This is a genomic window from Sulfurimonas sp., from assembly GCF_029027585.1.
GTDB lineage: Bacteria > Campylobacterota > Campylobacteria > Campylobacterales > Sulfurimonadaceae > Sulfurimonas.
This window is the reverse complement of record NZ_CP093397.1, coordinates 2,575,561-2,592,784: the sequence shown is the minus strand read 5'-3', so window position 1 is coordinate 2,592,784 and position 17,224 is coordinate 2,575,561. Positions and strand designations below refer to the sequence as shown.

Sequence of the window (17,224 nt, the reverse complement as noted above, 5' to 3'; positions counted from 1 at the left end):
TAGTTTTTTTTAGTATATATTTTATATATAGATTAAAACAAAAAATGAAATAATAAATAAAATCAATTAAAGGGAGGCTTCTCATCTCAAAAAGCCATCTCAGAAATCCAGAGAAATCCCAGAGAAATCCGGGGACAGAAGCTAAGGGTCAGTCGCCACCTTAAAAAAACATAACAATGATACCAAAAGTAACAAAAAAACCAATAATACTAGTCCATACTTTTAACCTCAGTATTTTTAAAATTCTTAATATACTGTTGATTATTTTTATATAGAGAATGAGCCACTAATATTATCTTTCTCATCACAGCTATTTGAGCTTGTGTCGTGTGTTTTCCATTGGCTTTTAATCTGTCATAAAATACTTTAAAGTTTTTATCATATCGTATTGCAGTCATCACTCCCATAAACTGGAGTGGTAACTTAAATTCATACACTTTTTGACTTATCTCTAAGCAGCTATTTCATTTTGTAACATTAAATTAATCTCCTCAAACCTTGAAGGAGATAAATTACCTAAATAACTATGTGACCTAGTTCTATTGTAATGGAATTCTATATATTCAAATATCTCGTATTTCGCTTGTTTTTTAGTATTAAATATATTATAATTATAGGAAATAATTACCTATTTGTCAAGTTGATTCCAAATAGTATGAGGATATCTTATTAAATGTGACTTAATGAAAAATACGGGGGTCTAAAAAGTACTTAAAAGTATGCTATATTGGTACTAAACAAAGGTTAATTTATAAATGGCTGTACCCCAAGGGCAGGCTACGCGCAAAAGTATATTTACAGAAGACAAATCTTAATACATTTAGCAAAAGATTATAAGCATAGCATCCCATGGATAAGAAAGCAAATATTTGTACCGCAAGGGCATAAGCAAATATGAACCTATCGAAAAAATTCATAATCCTCGACCAGTAGTTATTGTTTGTGATGCTACATTTTATGGTAAGAAAAAAGATGAGATGCCCCTTGAGGGTACAAACTTGGTACACTTGTATTCAAAGATATTTTATCAACTGAAGTTCTCCTATGGAAGCATGTTCAGAGTGAACTGACAAAAGACTATAAACAACTTCTTCAAAGACTTTTAGATATTGGATATAAGGTTTCTTGGCAGAAGAGACTATAAATCCTGATACCTTAAAAGAATCATTAACTCATCAAAAACTTGTATCAGCTTATAAAAGTTTTAGAACAAATTTACCTTCTACCCCAAGGGCAGGTTTCGCGCTCTTTTTACTTACAAGAATGAGAAAAATATTAAGATTCACAACACTACAAATGCTATAGATGGTAGAGCATTTTCTCCGATGAAAAAGCTACTTAAAATACATAATGGATTTACTAAAAGTTTGAAGTTGAAAATGGTTGATGACTATCTAGTCAGTTATAAGAAAAAATGATTATTTAGACCCCCGTATTTTTCATTAAGCCTTAAATACTAATAAAAATTTGGAAACAAATTTAGAAAATAATCGAGTATTGAAGCAATGAAAAAGTATAAATTTGATATAATCGCGTTGATTTTATTTAATTAAAGGATATTTTTTGAATTTACTTAGCATCTTTTCTTTTAACTCTGACAAAAAACAAATAACAAATACTGATTCATCTACTCACTGGGTAAAGTGTAAATCTTGCCAATCATTAATGTACTATAAAGAAGTAGAAAACCAAAACTATGTTTGCCCTAAATGTGATTATCATATTCGTATTGGCGTAAAAGAGCGTTTAGAACTATTAGCAGATGAAGATAGTTTTGAAGAATTTGACTCAAATTTAGCACCAGTTGATCCACTCAATTTTGTAGATAAAAAAATCTTACAAAAAGCGGATAGAAGAGGGTGAAGCTAAGACTGGTAGAAAATCATCAGTTGTTAGTGGTGAGATGAAAATCAATGGTGTTGATGTTCAAGTTGTGATTTTTGACTTTTCTTTTATGGGTGGTTCTCTTGGCTCTGTTGAAGGTGAAAAAATTGTAAGAGCAGTTCATAGAGCGATAGAAAATAAGCAAGGTTTGATTATCTTTAGTGCGAGCGGTGGAGCAAGAATGCAAGAGAGTACATTTTCTCTTTTACAAATGAGTAAAACATCAGCAGCACTTGCAAAGTTAGCAAAAAACAACCTTCCTTATATCTCTGTTTTAACTGACCCAACTATGGGTGGAGTAAGTGCTTCTTTTGCTACACTTGGAGATATTATCATCGCAGAACCAGGAGCACTTGTAGGTTTTGCTGGACAAAGAGTAATCGAGCAAACTATCGGAGAGGCTCTTCCAGATGGGTTTCAAAGAGCAGAGTTTTTACTTGAAAAAGGTGCTATTGATATGATTGTAAATAGAAACGATCTTAAAAAGACACTCTCAGACCTTCTTACCCTTCTTAAAGCTGCTTAATGCAACTTTATGCACTTTGTGATGAAGACTTACTAAATAGGCATAAACTCTCTCTAAGTGAGTTTATAAATATCGCAAAAGAGTATAATGCAGTTTTAATTCAATACCGAAATAAAAATATCGATATACCTTTCATAAAGCAGCAACTTATACAATACGAAAAAATTATGATGGTTTTTTAATTGTCAATGATGTTTATGAACTTATAGATTTCTGTGATGGAGTGCATCTTGGACAAGAAGATTTAAAAAGTATAGATGCCGATATTTTTAAAGCAGTAAAAATTGTTAGAAAAGTTATAGGAAGTGAAAAACTTCTTGGCATCTCTACTCATAATGAAAAAGAAGTTCTCCAAGCTAATGAGATGGACTTAAACTATATAGGTTTAGGTGCATATAGAGATACTACAACAAAAAAAGATATAAGCGGTGTACTTGGAAAGAGTATAGATGCTATTGCTTTAAAGTCAAAACATTTGGTTGGAGCTATTGGTGGGGTTGAGTTAAATGACAATTTTGATAATATTACCTATAATGTAATAGGCAGCGGTTTAATTAAATGAACATAGATATTATAAGTATTGCTAAAAAAGAGCGTTCAACTTACAACCCTTTATATAAAGAACTTACAAAAATGATAAGTCGCTTTGCAAAAGTGCAAGATATTGAAATATTTTCAAAAGATGTTGCAAAATCACACACTATTTCACCAAGTGCCTCAAAACAGGCTTATACAAAAGCTTTTGAACCATATAAAAGTAAAGGTTTTTGTATAAGTTTGCACCCAAAAGGAAAATTAATCGATAGTTTTGAATTTAGTAAGCTATTAAATGATAAAATGTCCATTAAATTTTTCATAGGTGGAGCTTATGGACTTGAGGAAGATTTTTTAAAAAATAGTAATGCTGTTATAAGTTTAGGAAATATTACAATGAGCCATAAAATAGCAAAAGCAGTTTTGTTAGAACAAATTTATAGGGGTTTTTCTATATTGAGTAACCACCCATATCATAAATAAGGATACTTAGTGCAAGCAAGTGAGTTAAGCTACTTCAAAGAAATTTTAGAAAGTAGAACAGTACAGATAGAAAAAAATATTTTAGGTGTAAATGATGAGCTTAGTCAGCTTAATGCTTTAGAGTTAAATGATGAAGGTGATCATGCCGCTGTTAATAATAATTCTTTGGTGGAGAGCGCAATAGTTTCTCAACAAGCAAAAGAATTAGCAGAGATTCAAGTAACACTAGGAAAAATTACTTCGGGGGAGTATGGTGTTTGTGAAATGTGTGAAGACCCTATAGGTTTTCAGCGTTTAAAAGTAAAACCTCATGCGATATACTGCATTGATTGTAGAGAAATAGTAGAAAAATCAAATTAATTAAAGGATAGATATGCAAATTAAAAGATATACAATAGCGTCATTTTTATTGATAGGCTTGATAGTAGCATATGTTTTTTCATATGTAACTCAAGAAACTATAGGACTTGAAGTATATGGAATTGTTTTACCAACTATGCCGATTGCATTTTGGATAGCAACAGCTCTTTTACTTTTCTATGTAGCAAGTGTTCTTCATATGATGTTTTATGCAATGATTGAAACTTTAAGACTTAGAAAGTATGACAAAGACTTTGGAAATCTTATAGATGATATTGCAGATGCATACCTTGGCAAAGATGATAGAAAGCATCTTTATAAAACTCCAAGATATACGCTACTTGGAAATATTATAGATCATACTACTTTATCTCCAACTGACGAATTAAGAGCAACTACCCAAAATAAAAAGCTTGATTCAGTTATAACTTCGCTAGAAAAAATAAATGCTGGTGAAGTTGTTGATTTGAAAAAATATGCACTTGACATAGAAAATCCTTTAGTAATTAAAAATGAAAGAAATAGATATGCAAAAGGTGATATCACTGCCCAGAGTATTTTACAAAATGAAGAAAAATACTCTAAAGTTTTACTAAAAGAAGTTTATAGCGAATATATCAAAGGTTGTGCTCTTAGTACAATAGAAACACACAAAGAATTTTTAGACAAAGAAACTATATATACTGTACTACAAAGAGTAAATAGTGGTGAGCATTCTTTAAATATCTCTAATGAAGCTATTATGTCACTTTTAAACACACTAGATTTAGATGCTAAAGATTTTATAAAAATCTCATCGGTTCTAGCAGTTGGTATGCTTCCTGAAGATAGAATGAAACTTTTTGAAGCTTTGGGTGAAAGTAATGAGTTAGCGCTAGAAGCTAGACTGTATACTCTTTTTGACTTAGAGATGCTTTCTCTTGGAAATGAGATATTAAGAAATTCACAAAGTGATGAGTATTTAAGATTTAAAGCTTATAGTGATTTAAAAGAATATGGTAAAAACTATAGCATTAATCAGTTTATTTAATGCTAGATAAACTCTCTTTTGATAAACCAATCTATGTCCTAGCACCTCTTGCTGGGTTCACAGATTTACCTTTTAGAAGTGTTGTGAAAAAATTTGGAGCAGATTTGACTGTGAGTGAGATGCTCAGTTCTAATGCTCTTGCTCATGGATCCCAAAAAACTATGCACATGTTGCAGAAATCCCCCATAGAAGACCCTTACTCAGTTCAAATTGCTGGTGCTGATGCGCAGATAGTAAAAAAAGCAGTAGAAATTTTAAATGAGCAAGATGGTATTGATATTATAGACCTAAATTGTGGTTGTCCTGTTCCTAAAGTTGTAGGACATGGAAGTGGCAGTTCACTTTTACTAAACCTTCCTTTAATGGGTGAAATTATAAAAACTATAAAAGATACTTCAAACAAATCTTTAACAAGTGTAAAAATCAGACTTGGTTTTGAGAAAAAAAATCATATAGAAATAGCAAAAATGGTAGAAGATAGCGGAGCTGATTTTTTAGCAGTTCATGGTAGAACTCGCGCTGGAAAATTTAAAGCCGCTGTTGATTATGATGCAATAAAAGAGATAAAAGAGTCCATCTCTATACCTGTTATAGCAAATGGAGATATAGACTCATACGAGAAAGCTCAGTGGGTCTTAGAGCATACGGGTTGTGATGGTGTTATGATAGGTAGAGGTGCTGTTGGTGCTCCTTGGATCTTTCATCAGCTAAGAGAGGGCGTAAAAGATATAGATAGCACTTTAAAGCATGAAATCATAATGGAACACTTTGACAAGATGATAGAGTTTTATGGTTCTCATGGTGTAGCAATGTTTAGAAAACATACTCACACTTACTCAAAAGGTTATCAGGGTGCTTCTGTTCTTAGAAATAGTGTCAATACTATCTCAGATATAGAAGAATATAGAGGTGTAATAGATGATTTTTTTCAAAATAATGAGTTGGTATCATAATGGATAAAAAATGCTAGAAATTTCAAAATCAATCAAAACTTTAAATGACAGTGATATAGCTGATAATATTTTTCACTATGATTACAATACTAAGCATCTACTCTCTTTAATTAAAAAAGGTATAGATGAAGAAGATACTCTTTTTTTAAGTTCATACCGCTCTTTTGAAGGTGAAGTTTATGAGAATTTTATATATGAAAAGCTTTTAAGATATGCTGTAGATAATCAAAGTATAGATAAGTTTATCTTAAAAGGTTTTCATCAAAACAAGCAAAAAGCATACGCAAACACTCTTTCTATAAGTGAAAAACAGCAGATAGTTTACAGAACAAAAAGTAGAGAAATTAGTGAATTTGACGCAATGTTTGTAACAAAAGATAAGGAGTTGTATTTTGTAGAGATGACTCTAGTTAAATCAGTTCTAAAACTAAGAAAACGATTAAGAAAGAAAAGAGCACTTTTGGAGATCATCTTCCCAGATTACGAGATAAAAGCTTTAATCATTTTAAATGAAGGTGCAACAGGGACAAAACAGTTTCCATCATTTTGTAAAGTATGGTTTACAAAAGAGTTTTCTGCAAAAAAGGTACTAGAGTACATAAGAGATAAAAATTCTAAAAAACTAGAGCCAATTCAAAAATTAAAATCTACAAAAATGATAGAAACGCACAATTTGAAAATATATCCATTTAGATACTACAATACAATGAGCTGGATTACTAGAACAATACGAGCACATAAAAAGCATATTTTAGACATTAACTTCTTGATGCAAGATGCAACTCAAAGATACCATGATTTATACAATAAATTTTATATCGGATATTTAAGTATACAAAGCGCTAAGTCTTTGCTAAAACTCCAAGAAGATGATTATGATGAAAAGCAAAGAGTTGTAGTTGCAGTTGAGAAAAAGTATAGTGATGAGATAGTTTTAACCTACTATATACAAAAAACTCGTAAACACTTACATCTTTACTCTTTTGACAAAGATGTATTGTCTAAAGAGAAAAAAGACCCTTATGGAATCACCGTAACTGAAGTTTTTCATATAAATAAAATGATGGATGATAGTTATGAGTTAAATATGCAAAATATCAAAGTGATTAAAAAGCTTCTAAAAGAGCGACACCTACGAGAAAAAAGTAAAACTTCTTAAACCTCGTAAGAGATAGAAGCAGCTTTTTCTTTGTATGCTTGAAGTGGCTCTTTCGCTTTTTCATCTAGAGATAAAAAATTATCAAGTTCTTTATGTCTGCTTTGAAGTATAGACTCAAAGTCCTCTTGCGTTACAGGTTTGTTATCTGTAAACTTATCAAGTAAAATATTGCTATTTCCCATCAATAGCAGATAACTTTGGTCTGCAAAGTCAAGCATTACAACACTATTTGTATTATCTATATTTTTTTGAAATCTAATCGATACATTATCAGTTTGTGGGGTTTGCGTTGATGAAATTTCTTCATTATCTTTAAACAACCATTTATTTGTATCTGGCTTAACTTTTTTTGCAGTTGCTTTTTTCTTTATAAATAGTAAAATAATTATTCCAAGTATAAGTATACCAATCACAAGATAGTAAGAACTGTTAATCTCTAAATTCTTTTTTGTTGGCAGAGTTGATAAGAAATTTGCAGTAGATGCTGCTTGTTCTTTTGTTGTTGCTTTTTTTATAGATGCTTTAGTGGTAAATCTAAGTCTTAGTCCATAAGCATCTGAGGTTTTAGATGCTATGAGTTTTACTGTATTTGGTACAGATGCTGTTATTTGTGTGTATCCAGCCATAGGAGTTATACTAAGTGTGTATAAAAATTGTGAAGAGAGTTTTTTTAGTTTTGAAGTTTCAATCTCAGCATCTTGTAGTTTTATGATAATTTTTGACTCTGTAATACTTTGTTTTATGATACCTTCATAAGGTGTATCAAAAGTTATCATAACATCTGCTCTATCTGTTCTGTCATAAATATTGTAACTTAAAATTTTTGAGGCATTAAGAACTAAAGGAAGTAAAAATATAAGTAAGAGTTTAATCATAAACGCTCTTTTGCAAGATGATATAAAACAGCACTAGAATCTAATATTTCATTTATACGAATTGCAAGATTTTTTTCATAAACCATAACCTCACCTTTACCTAAAATACGACCATTTACATAAGACTCAACACTTTCTCCTGCTGGTTTCTTTAAGTCAATAATCGAGCCTTTCTCATATTTTAAAATATCTGCAATTGTCGCTTGTGTTTCACCTAAATCTGCAACAAATTCTACTTCCATATCTAAAAGACCAGAGTAGTTCATCCAAGCTAATTCTTTTTTTTCATCGTAGGGAACTTTTTGAGGTTCATATTTTCTTATTTTTGCCACTATAATTCCTTTATCGCAATAATCATTTCATCATTTTCAATTTTTATAACTCTCGAATCATCATAAGTAAAATCAAAGCTGTCAATTTTTAAAAAATGTGGAGTTTGGATTGTGTAAGGATTTTTTTGTTCTTCTTCAGCAATAACTTTTGCACTTCCGACAATTAAGTTAGCTGTTTCAAGTGCCATATCTATCAAAGTTTCCTCATCACTATCATCTTCTTCTAAAAAAACTTTCGATATTCTTTGCATAAAATTAATATCAGATGCTAGATATACCCTATGCTTTTTACTATTTTCTTCTTCTATATCTATATAAGCAATAAGTGTTCTCTTTTTAGTTATACCTTCACTGACAGTGTGAGATTCACGAATTTGATGAATACAAAAGTTTTCTGAGGCTTGAATTATTGTTGTTAACATTTTTTACCTTTTTTAAGTTGCAAACCATAAATTATTTTCATTATACTTGATTGAATCTCAAATTAAAATTAAACCAAGTTTTGTAAAAGTATCCTAAAGTCTTATGCGGGTATAATTTCAAAAAAGTTTAAGTGGAATTTTGATGCTAGAGTTGCTATTTCTTGGTGCTATTGTTGGAGTGATTTCTGGTTTTTTTGGAATCGGTGGAGGAACTATCCTTGTGCCTCTCCTTTTAATGCTAGGTTATGAAACAAAAGTAGCCATAGGCATTACAGTTGTGCAAATGGTTTTTAGTTCAGTTTATGGAAGTTACTTAAACAACAAAAAAGGAACGCTTGATGTAGCCATGATAACCACTGTTGGAATTGGTGGTTTTATAGGTGCTTTATTTAGTGGAACTATTGTTTCAATATTTTCATCAAATACATTAGAAATAATATTTTACTTTTTGCTACATTTGCACTTGCAAGATTATTCTTTACTCCAAAAGAAGTTTTAACACAAAAAGAAGGAAATAGAAGTTTACTTTTTATAATTGGTTTACTTTTAGGTGCGATGAGTATGAGTATCGGAGTTGGTGGAAGTATAATTTTAGTTCCTATTTTGGTTGGATTTTTACATGTTCCACTTAAAAAAGCTATATCAGCAGGTCTATTTTTTGTGGTTTTTTCATCTGTTTCAGGACTAATTTCTCATTCATTAAGTGGTCATGTGGATTTTCACAGTGGTATTATAATTGGTTTAGCATCAATGTTTGGTGTTTATGTTGGCGTATATTTTAAAGATAGTGTAGATGCCATTTTACAAAAAAAGCTTTTAGTAGCTTTTTATTTGTTAGTAGTTTTATATTTAATAGTAAGAATATTTTTTTAAAAGGTTATAAGTGAAAAAAGATGTTATAAAAATTACAGGTGCTAGAGAAAATAATTTAAAAAATATAAATTTATCTATTCCTAAAAATGAATTAGTTGTAATGACTGGAATTAGTGGAAGTGGTAAATCTACTTTAGCTTTTGATACTTTGTATGCTGAAGGGCAGAGACGATATATGGAGTCTTTATCTTCTTATGCAAGACAATTTTTAGATAGAGTTGGAAAACCTGATGTAGATAAGATAGAAGGACTGACTCCTGCTATCGCGATAGACCAAAAAACAACTTCTAAAAATCCTCGCTCAACAGTTGGGACTATTACAGAAATATATGATTATTTTAGACTTTTGTATGCTAGAGTTGGTGTTCAGCATTGTCATAGATGTAAAAAAGTTATTTCTCAAATGTCCGCATCTGACATTATAGGTGAAGTTGCTAAGCTACCAGAGGGTTCAAAACTTGTTCTTTTAGCTCCTCTAGTGAGAGAAAAGAAAGGCTCTTTTGCAGACTTGTTAGAATCTCTTGTTCACAAGGGTTATGTAAGAGCTATGATAGATGGAGTGATGGTTAGACTTGATGAAGAGATAGAGTTAAGTAAAACTAAAAAGCATACTATTAAAGTTGTTGTAGATAGAGTTGTTGTAAAAGCAGAAAATAAAGAACGCATAGCATCTGATGTTGAAAAGGCTTTAAAAGAGAGTTACGGTGAACTTGAGATAGATATATTAAATCACAAAGAGATGGATATGAAAGTGTCTAGTATTCATTATAGTGAGCATAATGCTTGTTTTGACTGTAAGATAAGCTTTGACCCGCTAGAACCTCTTTCTTTTTCTTTTAACTCTCCTAAAGGTGCTTGTACTGAGTGTGATGGACTTGGTCTTCGTTATGCACTTGATTATGAAAAAATTATAGATATAGACTTGCCAATAGAAAAAGGTGGAGTTAAAATAGTATATGGCTTCAACAAAGGTTATTATTTTACATTTTTAAAAGGTTTTTGCGCTCATAATGATATAGATATAACAATTGCATATTCAGAGCTTGAGGAGCATCAAAAAAAGGCTATTTTGCATGGTAATCCAGAAGAAGTTACATTTCTTTGGAAAAACCATAAGGTAAAAAGAATTTTCCCCGGAATTGTTCGTATAGCATATGACATGTTTAAAGATGAAAAAGAGTTAGCAGATTATATGAGCGAAAAGGTTTGTAGTATTTGTAATTCTAATAGATTAAAACTAGAATCTTTAGCAGTTAGAGTAGGACAAAAAGGTATATCAGAACTTTTAGAGATGCCAATAGAGAAAACTTATGAATGGTTTGCAAACGAAGATAACTTTAAATATCTTGATGATCAAAATACTCAAGTAGCACAACCGATATTAAACGAGATACGAGAAAGACTTTACTTTTTGTTTGATGTTGGTCTTGGGTATATTACTTTAGGTCGAGATGCTAGAACCATTAGTGGTGGAGAGGCTCAAAGAATCCGTATTGCTTCACAGATTGGTAGTGGTTTAACAGGCGTTTTATATGTTTTAGATGAGCCAAGTATAGGACTTCACGAAAGAGATACAAAAAAACTTATTCGTACGCTTAGAAACCTTCAAGAAAAGGGTAATAGTGTAATAGTTGTTGAGCACGATAAAGAAACTATAGAAAATGCTGATTTTATTGTCGATATTGGTCCAGGTGCTGGTAGATTTGGTGGTGAGGTTGTTTTTGCTGGAACTCTTGATAAGCTTAAAAAAGCTAAAACTTTGACGGCTGATTATCTTTATGGAAGAAAACAAATAGAGTATTTTTATAGACGAAAACAAGAAAAATATATAGAGATTAAAAATGTAACAATTAACAATATAGAAAATTTAAGTGTAAAAATTCCGTTAAATAACTTTGTTTGTATAACTGGAGTTAGTGGAAGTGGAAAAAGTTCTCTTATGCTTCAAACTCTTTTGCCAACTGCAAGAGAGTTACTAAATCATGCAAGAAAAGTAAATAAAGTTGCAGGTGTTGAAATAACAGGACTAGATCAGGTTGATAAGGTGATTTATCTTGATCAAAGTCCAATAGGTAGGACACCTCGAAGTAATCCAGCAACTTATACAGGTGTTATGGATGAGATTAGAAATCTTTTTAGCCAGACAAAAGAAGCTCAAATAAGAGGTTACACTACTTCAAGATTTAGCTTTAATGTAAAAGGTGGACGATGCGAAAAGTGTCAAGGTGAAGGTGAGATTAAAATAGAGATGCACTTTTTGCCAGATATTATGGTTAAGTGTGACACTTGTCATGGAAAAAGATATAACCAACAAACTTTAGAAGTAAACTATAAAGGAAAAACTATAGCTGATGTTTTAGCTATGAGTGTTGATGAGGCTTATGAGTTTTTTAAAGCAATACCTAAGATAAATATAAAGATGCAAACACTTGTGGATGTTGGTCTTGGTTACATAACTCTTGGTCAAAATGCTGTAACACTTTCAGGTGGAGAGGCTCAAAGAATTAAACTAGGTAAAGAGTTGAGCCGTAAAGATACAGGAAAAACTCTATATATCTTAGATGAACCTACAACAGGATTGCATTTTGCAGATGTAGATAGGCTGACAAAAGTTCTTCATCACTTTGTAGAACTTGGAAATAGTGTACTGATAATTGAGCATAATTTAGATATGATTAAAAATGCTGACTGGGTTATAGATATGGGTCCAGAAGGTGGAAGTGGCGGTGGTCTTATTATCGCTGAGGGTTCACCTGAAGAGTTAGCATCTACACATACTAAAACTGGTAGTTATACTGGTGAATATTTGAAAAAGGAATTGGCACTACATGAAAACAAAAACATTTAAAGAAGCTATGGATTTTAGACATGCTTGTAAGATTTTTGATGAAAATAAAAAAATATCTGATGAAGATATGAAGTCTATTTTAGAAGCAGGGGTAAAATCTCCTTCTTCTTTTGGTATGGAAGCTTGGAAATTTTTAGTTATAACTAACGAAGATTTAAAAGCTAAACTAAGACCTGCTTGTTGGGATCAAGTTCAGATTACTTCCTGCTCTCATTTAGTGGTTGTTTTAGCAGGTATAGAGTCTGTAAAACCTGAATCTGGAATTCCTGAAAAAAGATTTGCTAGACGCGATATGCCACAAGAGAAGTTAGATTTTTATCTAAAATTATATGCAGACCATTTGACAGATACTTTAAGTAGTGATGACAATATATACGCATGGACAGCTAAACAGACTGCATTTGCTGGTGCAAATATGATGAGTGCTGCGGCTGTAATAAGTGTAGATTCTTGTCCTATTGAAGGTTTTGATAAAAATCAAGTTGAAGAGATTTTAAATATAGATAAAAGTAAATATAGATTATCAATGTTAATTCCGTTTGGATACAGAATTAATGAACAATCTACTCAATTAAGATTACCTTTTGAAGAGGTGGTAGAGTTTATTAACTAATATTATTATTTGTGCTTATTTTGGTTATAATGTTTTGAATATGAAAAAAAATCAAGTAGAATATAATATTTTAATAGTTGATGATGTGAGTGAGAATATAAAAGTTGCTATAAATATTCTTCAGCAAGATGAGTATAATTTCTCTTTTGCTTTGAATGGAGAACAAGCTTTGGAAGTTCTAAAAACTAAAAAGTTTGACTTAATACTATTAGATATTATGATGCCAGGAATTGATGGTTTTGAAGTGTGTGAGATTGTGAAAAAAACAACATCTTTAAAAGATATTCCCATTATATTTGTTACAGCAAAGGTTGACATAGAGTCTATTGAAAAAGGTTTTACTCTTGGAGCAGTTGATTATGTCACAAAACCATTTCATGCTATTGAGTTAAAATCAAGAGTAAAAAATCATTTAGAATTATATAGAGCAAAACAACAGTTAAAAGCTAACAACATTACTCTTTTTAATAAAATGCAAGACAACAAAGAAAAGCATTTTACAGACTTAGAACTTGCTCAAAAAGAGATTATATATATTCTTTCAGACATTATGGAAACGGGTAGTTCTGAAACTGCTAGTCATGTAAAGCGTGTAGCGCATATAGCGAAGCGATTAGCTCAACTAGAAGGTACTCTCAATAAAGATGAGATAAAGATTATCTTTTTAGCAACTCCACTTCATGACATAGGTAAGATTCTTATAGATGGAAAAATTCTTCATAAACCTGGTAAGCTTGATGATGATGAATTTAAAATTATGAAAGAGCATTCTGCTCACGCTTACAAAATTCTTGCAAAGTCAAATACAAAACTTATAAAAGCAGGTAGTATAATTGCCTATCAACATCATGAAAACTATGATGGAAGTGGTTATCCAAATGGCTTATTTGGAGATGATATTCATATTTATGGAAGAATTGTAGCTATAGCAGATGTTTTAGATGCTCTAACGCATAAAAGAGCATATAAAGAAGCTTGGAGTTTTGAGAAAGCGGCAAATCATATCATAGAGTTAAGCGGAACGAAATTTGACCCTAAACTTATAGTATGTTTTAGAGATAATTTAAAAGATTTTAGAAAAATTATTGAGCATTTTAAAGAAGATTAATGAATTTTGATAATAATATTTATATATATGTACTAGAGGCAGTTTTTATACTCATAATATTTTTATTTTTTTATAAAAATAAGCAAAAAGAAAATATACAACTAGTAGAAAAATTAAAAGAAGATATAAACCTTTTAAAAAATGAACAATCAGATATAAAAGAAGTTCTTGAGCAAAAAGATACAGGTTATATAAGTTCGGAAATTCAAAAAAGAGAATTTCTTGAAAAAGAGATTCAAGAACTACATCAAGTTGTTCAAGATACAAAAAACATAGCAAAAAATGCGAGTATGATAAAGTCTGAATTTTTAGCAAATGTAAGACATGAAGTAAGAACTCCTATGAATTCTATCTTAGTTTTTGCAGAGCTTTTAGAAAAAGACTTAAAAGATAAAAGACTTAATAGTTTTGCAAATAATATTCTTCATTCAGGAAAGAAACTTTTAACGCTATTGACAGATATTATAGAACTTTCAAAAATAGAATCTGGAACTTTTGAGATTACTGAAAGTGCTGTTGATGTAAAAAACTTTTTTTTAAATAGTATAGAAAATTTTAAAAGTAAAGCAAATAAAAAAGCCTTAGAATTAACTCTTGAAATAGATGATAATGTGCCTATATCTTTGATGATAGATCCATTGAGAGTAGGAGAAATTTTAAATAATTTACTCTCAAATGCTATAAAATTTACTCACAATGGTTTTGTAAAAGTAATAGTGAGTATTGATAATGTAGACGAAACAAATAATGTAGTTGATTTATCAATATCCATTGAAGATAGCGGCATCGGGATAGCGTATAAAAATCAAAATAAAATATTTGAAATATTTGAAACAAAAGAAAATTGTGATGATATTGAGTATCAAGGAACAGGATTAGGGCTTTCCATTAATAGAAAACTATCTAAAATAATGAATGGTTCTTTGAGTGTTAAGAGTAAAATTTCAGTTGGTTCTACTTTTACTTTAACTATTAAAAATGTTGAAATTGTTCTTTTTAACTCAAAAGAAGGAATTGATGAGACAAGTATAGATTTTTCTCTTATAAAACCACAAGGGGCAACAATACTTGTCATTTGTGACTCTGAGCTAGATCGTGATTTAACAAAAGAGAGTTTCAAAGATACAAAAACCACTGTTTTAGCTTTTAACAATGCAAGAAGTGCCATAGAAATTTTAAAAAAACAAAAAGTAGATTTAATACTTATAGATGTTAATATGCTTAGTAATGATGAGGGGGCGGTATCAAAAGTTATGAAAAAGGTTACCTCTGCACCTGTTGTAACCTTAACTGATATAAGACTTAAAGATATTGTATTTCAAGTTGGTGGAGTTAGACCGATAGGACATTTAAAAAAACCACTTATAAAAGTTGAACTATTTAGAGTTGTTTTAAAAATACTAAACTCACAAAGTGTTATATTAGATGAAGATGGTGGCTTAAAAGTTGAAAATAAACATGAGCATCTAGACAAAATAAATCTAATACAATTAAAAATATTTTTACATGTTCAAAAATTAGGTCTGCAAGATATATATAAAGAAGCGCTTAGTACAAATGACTTAAACACTATAAAAATCTTTGCAACAGAACTTTTAGAATTATCAATAAAACATAAACTAAAAGATATGATAGTTTATAGTGAGTTGCTTTTAAGCAAAGTAGAATTATTTGAAATAGATTCAATTAATGATATGTTAATTGATTATAAAGAAAAAATAAAAAAATATGAGTTAATGATAAAAAAATAGTATAATTACAAAAAATTATAAGGTTATAAATATGTCAATATATGTTTTCGGTCATACAAACCCAGATTCAGATTCTATTGTAGGAGCTATCTCTCTTGCTTATCTTAAAAATCAATTAGGCGAAGATTGTATTGCTACTCGTCAAGGTAATATTTCTCCTGAAACTGAATTTATTTTAAATAAGTTTGGAGCAGATATCCCTCAGCTTAAAACATCTTATGCGGGTGAAGAAGTATATATAGTTGATTTTTCAGACTTGGCACAAGCTCCAAAAGACATCAAAGAAGCTACGATTCTTGGCATCTATGATCATCACAAATTAGGTGATTTAACAACTTCTTCGCCACTAGAATGTTGGATTAGACCTATTGGTTGTTCAAACACAGTTATAAAAGAAGCATATGATTATTATGGAGTTAAAATCCCAAAAAATATTGCAGGGATGATGCTATGTGCAATTTTGAGTGATACAGTAATTTTCAAATCACCTACTTGTACAAAAGTAGATATGAAAATTGTTAAAGAATTAGCAAAAATCGCTGAAATACAAGACTATAAAGCACTTGGAATGGAGATGTTTATAGTTAAATCTGCCGTAGGTGGAGCGACTCCGAGAGAACTTACTACTCGTGATTATAAAGAGTTTGATATGGAAGTTCAAGACTAGGAGTAGGGCAACTTGAAGTTGTTGATTTAAGTGTTTTTGATAAAATCAAAGATGACCTTTTTGATGATATGAAAAAACTAAAAGAAGAAGGTGGACTTCATAGTGTAATACTTCTTTTAACAGATATCATGAAAGAAGGCTCTCAACTTCTAGTGGTTAGTGATGATGAGAGTAAAATAGAGTCTGCATTTAAAATTAAGCTAGAAAACTCTCAGGTATGGTTAGAGGGTGTTTTAAGTCGTAAAAAACAAGTGATACCATTTTTACAACCTCAATTTTAATTTATAATAAATTTATTAAAATATAAATCTTCTATCTCTCCATCAGAGAGATAGTTATTCATATTTTCAATCATTTTCTTTTTCATTCTTCTGTTAGCAACACTGGCATTGCGGCTATGAGAAATAACATTAATTACGCTATCTCTTAAAACAGCTGATTTTTTAATAATCTCTTTTTCAACACTTTTCATATTTAAAAAATTATTTGAGTTATTATTTTTATATTTTATAGATATGTTAGTTGTAAGTATTTTACCTCCAGAGATATTCATAGTAAAATCTCCTAAACTAGCCATATTTCCATTTTTAATTTTTGGTTTGATTGAATAGCGTCTTTCTTTTGCAATTTGATCTTTTAAATCAGAATGTGTATTCATTCTCGCTCTGGGATTGCTACTATCTATTTCGTCATATTTTTTGATTTTGGAAAAATCAGATTGTGATACACCGTAAGCAAGTATAAGTAAAATAATTACTCCTGAAACAAAAAGTATAAGTGTTTTAATCGCTTTTTTAAACATGACT

The 17,224-nt window shown here is 30.4% G+C and carries 17 protein-coding genes and 3 pseudogenes; 14 read left to right on the top strand and 6 right to left on the bottom strand.

All coding sequences use genetic code 11. From position 1 onward, the window contains the following. Window positions 1-209 precede the first annotated feature (209 nt). Both MOV50_RS13410 and MOV50_RS13405 read right to left on the bottom strand, forming a co-directional pair. Window positions 210-437, bottom strand: coding sequence for a hypothetical protein (locus MOV50_RS13410; RefSeq protein WP_321778392.1), 228 nt, complete (start codon window positions 435-437; stop codon window positions 210-212). A gap of 14 nt (window positions 438-451) precedes the next feature. Further along, a complete protein-coding gene (locus tag MOV50_RS13405; protein WP_415846388.1) occupies window positions 452-604 on the bottom strand; it encodes an IS3 family transposase in 153 nt (50 codons plus the stop codon). Window positions 605-1,563: 959 nt separating this feature from the next. Here MOV50_RS13405 and accD point away from each other — a divergent pair. The 8 genes and pseudogenes from accD (at window position 1,564) to MOV50_RS13365 (ending at window position 6,929) form a co-directional block, all read left to right on the top strand. Beyond that, window positions 1,564-2,410: pseudogene (gene accD / locus MOV50_RS13400) on the top strand (acetyl-CoA carboxylase, carboxyltransferase subunit beta). Further along, complete coding sequence (locus MOV50_RS13395; protein WP_321778391.1) at window positions 2,410-2,592, top strand: hypothetical protein; 183 nt, start codon at window positions 2,410-2,412, stop codon at window positions 2,590-2,592. Before accD ends, MOV50_RS13395 begins: the two are co-directional and overlap by 1 nt. Continuing rightward, on the top strand, window positions 2,565-2,972 hold the full coding sequence (locus MOV50_RS13390) for a thiamine phosphate synthase (protein ID WP_321779681.1): 408 nt from the start codon (window positions 2,565-2,567) through the stop codon (window positions 2,970-2,972). Before MOV50_RS13395 ends, MOV50_RS13390 begins: the two co-directional genes overlap by 28 nt. Then, complete coding sequence (locus tag MOV50_RS13385; RefSeq protein ID WP_321778390.1) at window positions 2,969-3,427, top strand: 23S rRNA (pseudouridine(1915)-N(3))-methyltransferase RlmH; 459 nt, start codon at window positions 2,969-2,971, stop codon at window positions 3,425-3,427. The genes MOV50_RS13390 and MOV50_RS13385 overlap by 4 nt, the downstream gene beginning before the upstream one ends. Window positions 3,428-3,436: 9 nt before the next feature. Then, the gene (gene dksA, locus MOV50_RS13380; protein ID WP_321778389.1) at window positions 3,437-3,787 is read left to right on the top strand and encodes an RNA polymerase-binding protein DksA; all 351 of its coding nucleotides are present in this window, start codon (window positions 3,437-3,439) and stop codon (window positions 3,785-3,787) included. Window positions 3,788-3,800: 13 nt separating this feature from the next. Beyond that, window positions 3,801-4,817, top strand: a complete 1,017-nt coding sequence (locus MOV50_RS13375; RefSeq protein ID WP_321778388.1) for a hypothetical protein — start codon at window positions 3,801-3,803, stop codon at window positions 4,815-4,817. Next, a complete protein-coding gene (gene dusB, locus MOV50_RS13370; RefSeq protein WP_321778387.1) occupies window positions 4,817-5,770 on the top strand; it encodes a tRNA dihydrouridine synthase DusB in 954 nt (317 codons plus the stop codon). Before MOV50_RS13375 ends, dusB begins: the two co-directional genes overlap by 1 nt. Before the next feature lie 10 nt (window positions 5,771-5,780). Next, entirely contained in the window at window positions 5,781-6,929 is a 1,149-nt protein-coding gene (locus tag MOV50_RS13365) for a hypothetical protein (protein ID WP_321778386.1), read from the top strand. Here the strand turns inward: MOV50_RS13365 and MOV50_RS13360 are convergent. Genes MOV50_RS13360 through MOV50_RS13350 form a run of 3 tightly spaced genes read right to left on the bottom strand, consistent with a single transcriptional unit; the run spans window position 6,926 to window position 8,558 of the window. Next, window positions 6,926-7,804 carry an LPXTG cell wall anchor domain-containing protein gene (locus MOV50_RS13360; protein WP_321778385.1) on the bottom strand — a complete coding sequence of 293 codons (879 nt, stop codon included), beginning with the start codon at window positions 7,802-7,804 and terminating at the stop codon, window positions 6,926-6,928. The two genes, MOV50_RS13365 and MOV50_RS13360, sit on opposite strands and share 4 nt — an antisense overlap. Further along, a complete protein-coding gene (gene fliN / locus MOV50_RS13355) occupies window positions 7,801-8,139 on the bottom strand; it encodes a flagellar motor switch protein FliN (RefSeq protein ID WP_415846387.1) in 339 nt (112 codons plus the stop codon). The genes MOV50_RS13360 and fliN overlap by 4 nt, the downstream gene beginning before the upstream one ends. Continuing rightward, window positions 8,136-8,558, bottom strand: coding sequence for a chemotaxis protein CheX (locus tag MOV50_RS13350; protein WP_321778384.1), 423 nt, complete (start codon window positions 8,556-8,558; stop codon window positions 8,136-8,138). The genes fliN and MOV50_RS13350 overlap by 4 nt, the downstream gene beginning before the upstream one ends. Before the next feature lie 142 nt (window positions 8,559-8,700). Here MOV50_RS13350 and MOV50_RS13550 point away from each other — a divergent pair. From MOV50_RS13550 to MOV50_RS13315, 6 genes and pseudogenes are all read left to right on the top strand, one after another. Further along, window positions 8,701-9,431, top strand: a pseudogene (locus tag MOV50_RS13550) (sulfite exporter TauE/SafE family protein). 10 nt (window positions 9,432-9,441) lie between these two features. Next, window positions 9,442-12,279, top strand: a complete 2,838-nt coding sequence (gene uvrA, locus MOV50_RS13335; RefSeq protein ID WP_321778382.1) for an excinuclease ABC subunit UvrA — start codon at window positions 9,442-9,444, stop codon at window positions 12,277-12,279. Next, window positions 12,260-12,892, top strand: coding sequence for an NAD(P)H-dependent oxidoreductase (locus MOV50_RS13330; protein WP_321778381.1), 633 nt, complete (start codon window positions 12,260-12,262; stop codon window positions 12,890-12,892). The genes uvrA and MOV50_RS13330 overlap by 20 nt, the downstream gene beginning before the upstream one ends. Before the next feature lie 40 nt (window positions 12,893-12,932). Further along, a complete protein-coding gene (locus MOV50_RS13325; RefSeq protein ID WP_321778380.1) occupies window positions 12,933-14,000 on the top strand; it encodes an HD domain-containing phosphohydrolase in 1,068 nt (355 codons plus the stop codon). Beyond that, a complete protein-coding gene (locus tag MOV50_RS13320; protein WP_321778379.1) occupies window positions 14,000-15,751 on the top strand; it encodes an ATP-binding protein in 1,752 nt (583 codons plus the stop codon). Before MOV50_RS13325 ends, MOV50_RS13320 begins: the two co-directional genes overlap by 1 nt. A 31-nt stretch (window positions 15,752-15,782) precedes the next feature. After that, a pseudogene (locus MOV50_RS13315) lies at window positions 15,783-16,699 on the top strand (manganese-dependent inorganic pyrophosphatase). Here the strand turns inward: MOV50_RS13315 and MOV50_RS13310 are convergent. Continuing rightward, window positions 16,696-17,220 carry a flagellar basal body-associated FliL family protein gene (locus MOV50_RS13310; RefSeq protein ID WP_321778378.1) on the bottom strand — a complete coding sequence of 175 codons (525 nt, stop codon included), beginning with the start codon at window positions 17,218-17,220 and terminating at the stop codon, window positions 16,696-16,698. The pseudogene MOV50_RS13315 and the gene MOV50_RS13310 overlap by 4 nt on opposite strands. Window positions 17,221-17,224 lie beyond the last annotated feature (4 nt).

Excerpts from the sequence above, each read along its gene's own strand:
- MOV50_RS13310 (WP_321778378.1), bottom strand. The coding sequence starts at position 17,220 with ATGTTTAAAAAAGCGATTAAAACACTTATACTTTTTGTTTCAGGAGTA.
- dusB (WP_321778387.1), top strand. The coding sequence starts at position 4,817 with ATGCTAGATAAACTCTCTTTTGATAAACCAATCTATGTCCTAGCACCT.
- MOV50_RS13375 (WP_321778388.1), top strand. The coding sequence starts at position 3,801 with ATGCAAATTAAAAGATATACAATAGCGTCATTTTTATTGATAGGCTTG.
- MOV50_RS13360 (WP_321778385.1), bottom strand. The coding sequence starts at position 7,804 with ATGATTAAACTCTTACTTATATTTTTACTTCCTTTAGTTCTTAATGCC.
- MOV50_RS13365 (WP_321778386.1), top strand. The coding sequence starts at position 5,781 with ATGCTAGAAATTTCAAAATCAATCAAAACTTTAAATGACAGTGATATA.
- MOV50_RS13330 (WP_321778381.1), top strand. The coding sequence starts at position 12,260 with ATGAAAACAAAAACATTTAAAGAAGCTATGGATTTTAGACATGCTTGT.
- MOV50_RS13350 (WP_321778384.1), bottom strand. The coding sequence starts at position 8,558 with ATGTTAACAACAATAATTCAAGCCTCAGAAAACTTTTGTATTCATCAA.
- MOV50_RS13320 (WP_321778379.1), top strand. The coding sequence starts at position 14,000 with ATGAATTTTGATAATAATATTTATATATATGTACTAGAGGCAGTTTTT.
- MOV50_RS13325 (WP_321778380.1), top strand. The coding sequence starts at position 12,933 with ATGAAAAAAAATCAAGTAGAATATAATATTTTAATAGTTGATGATGTG.
- MOV50_RS13385 (WP_321778390.1), top strand. The coding sequence starts at position 2,969 with ATGAACATAGATATTATAAGTATTGCTAAAAAAGAGCGTTCAACTTAC.
- MOV50_RS13395 (WP_321778391.1), top strand. The coding sequence starts at position 2,410 with ATGCAACTTTATGCACTTTGTGATGAAGACTTACTAAATAGGCATAAA.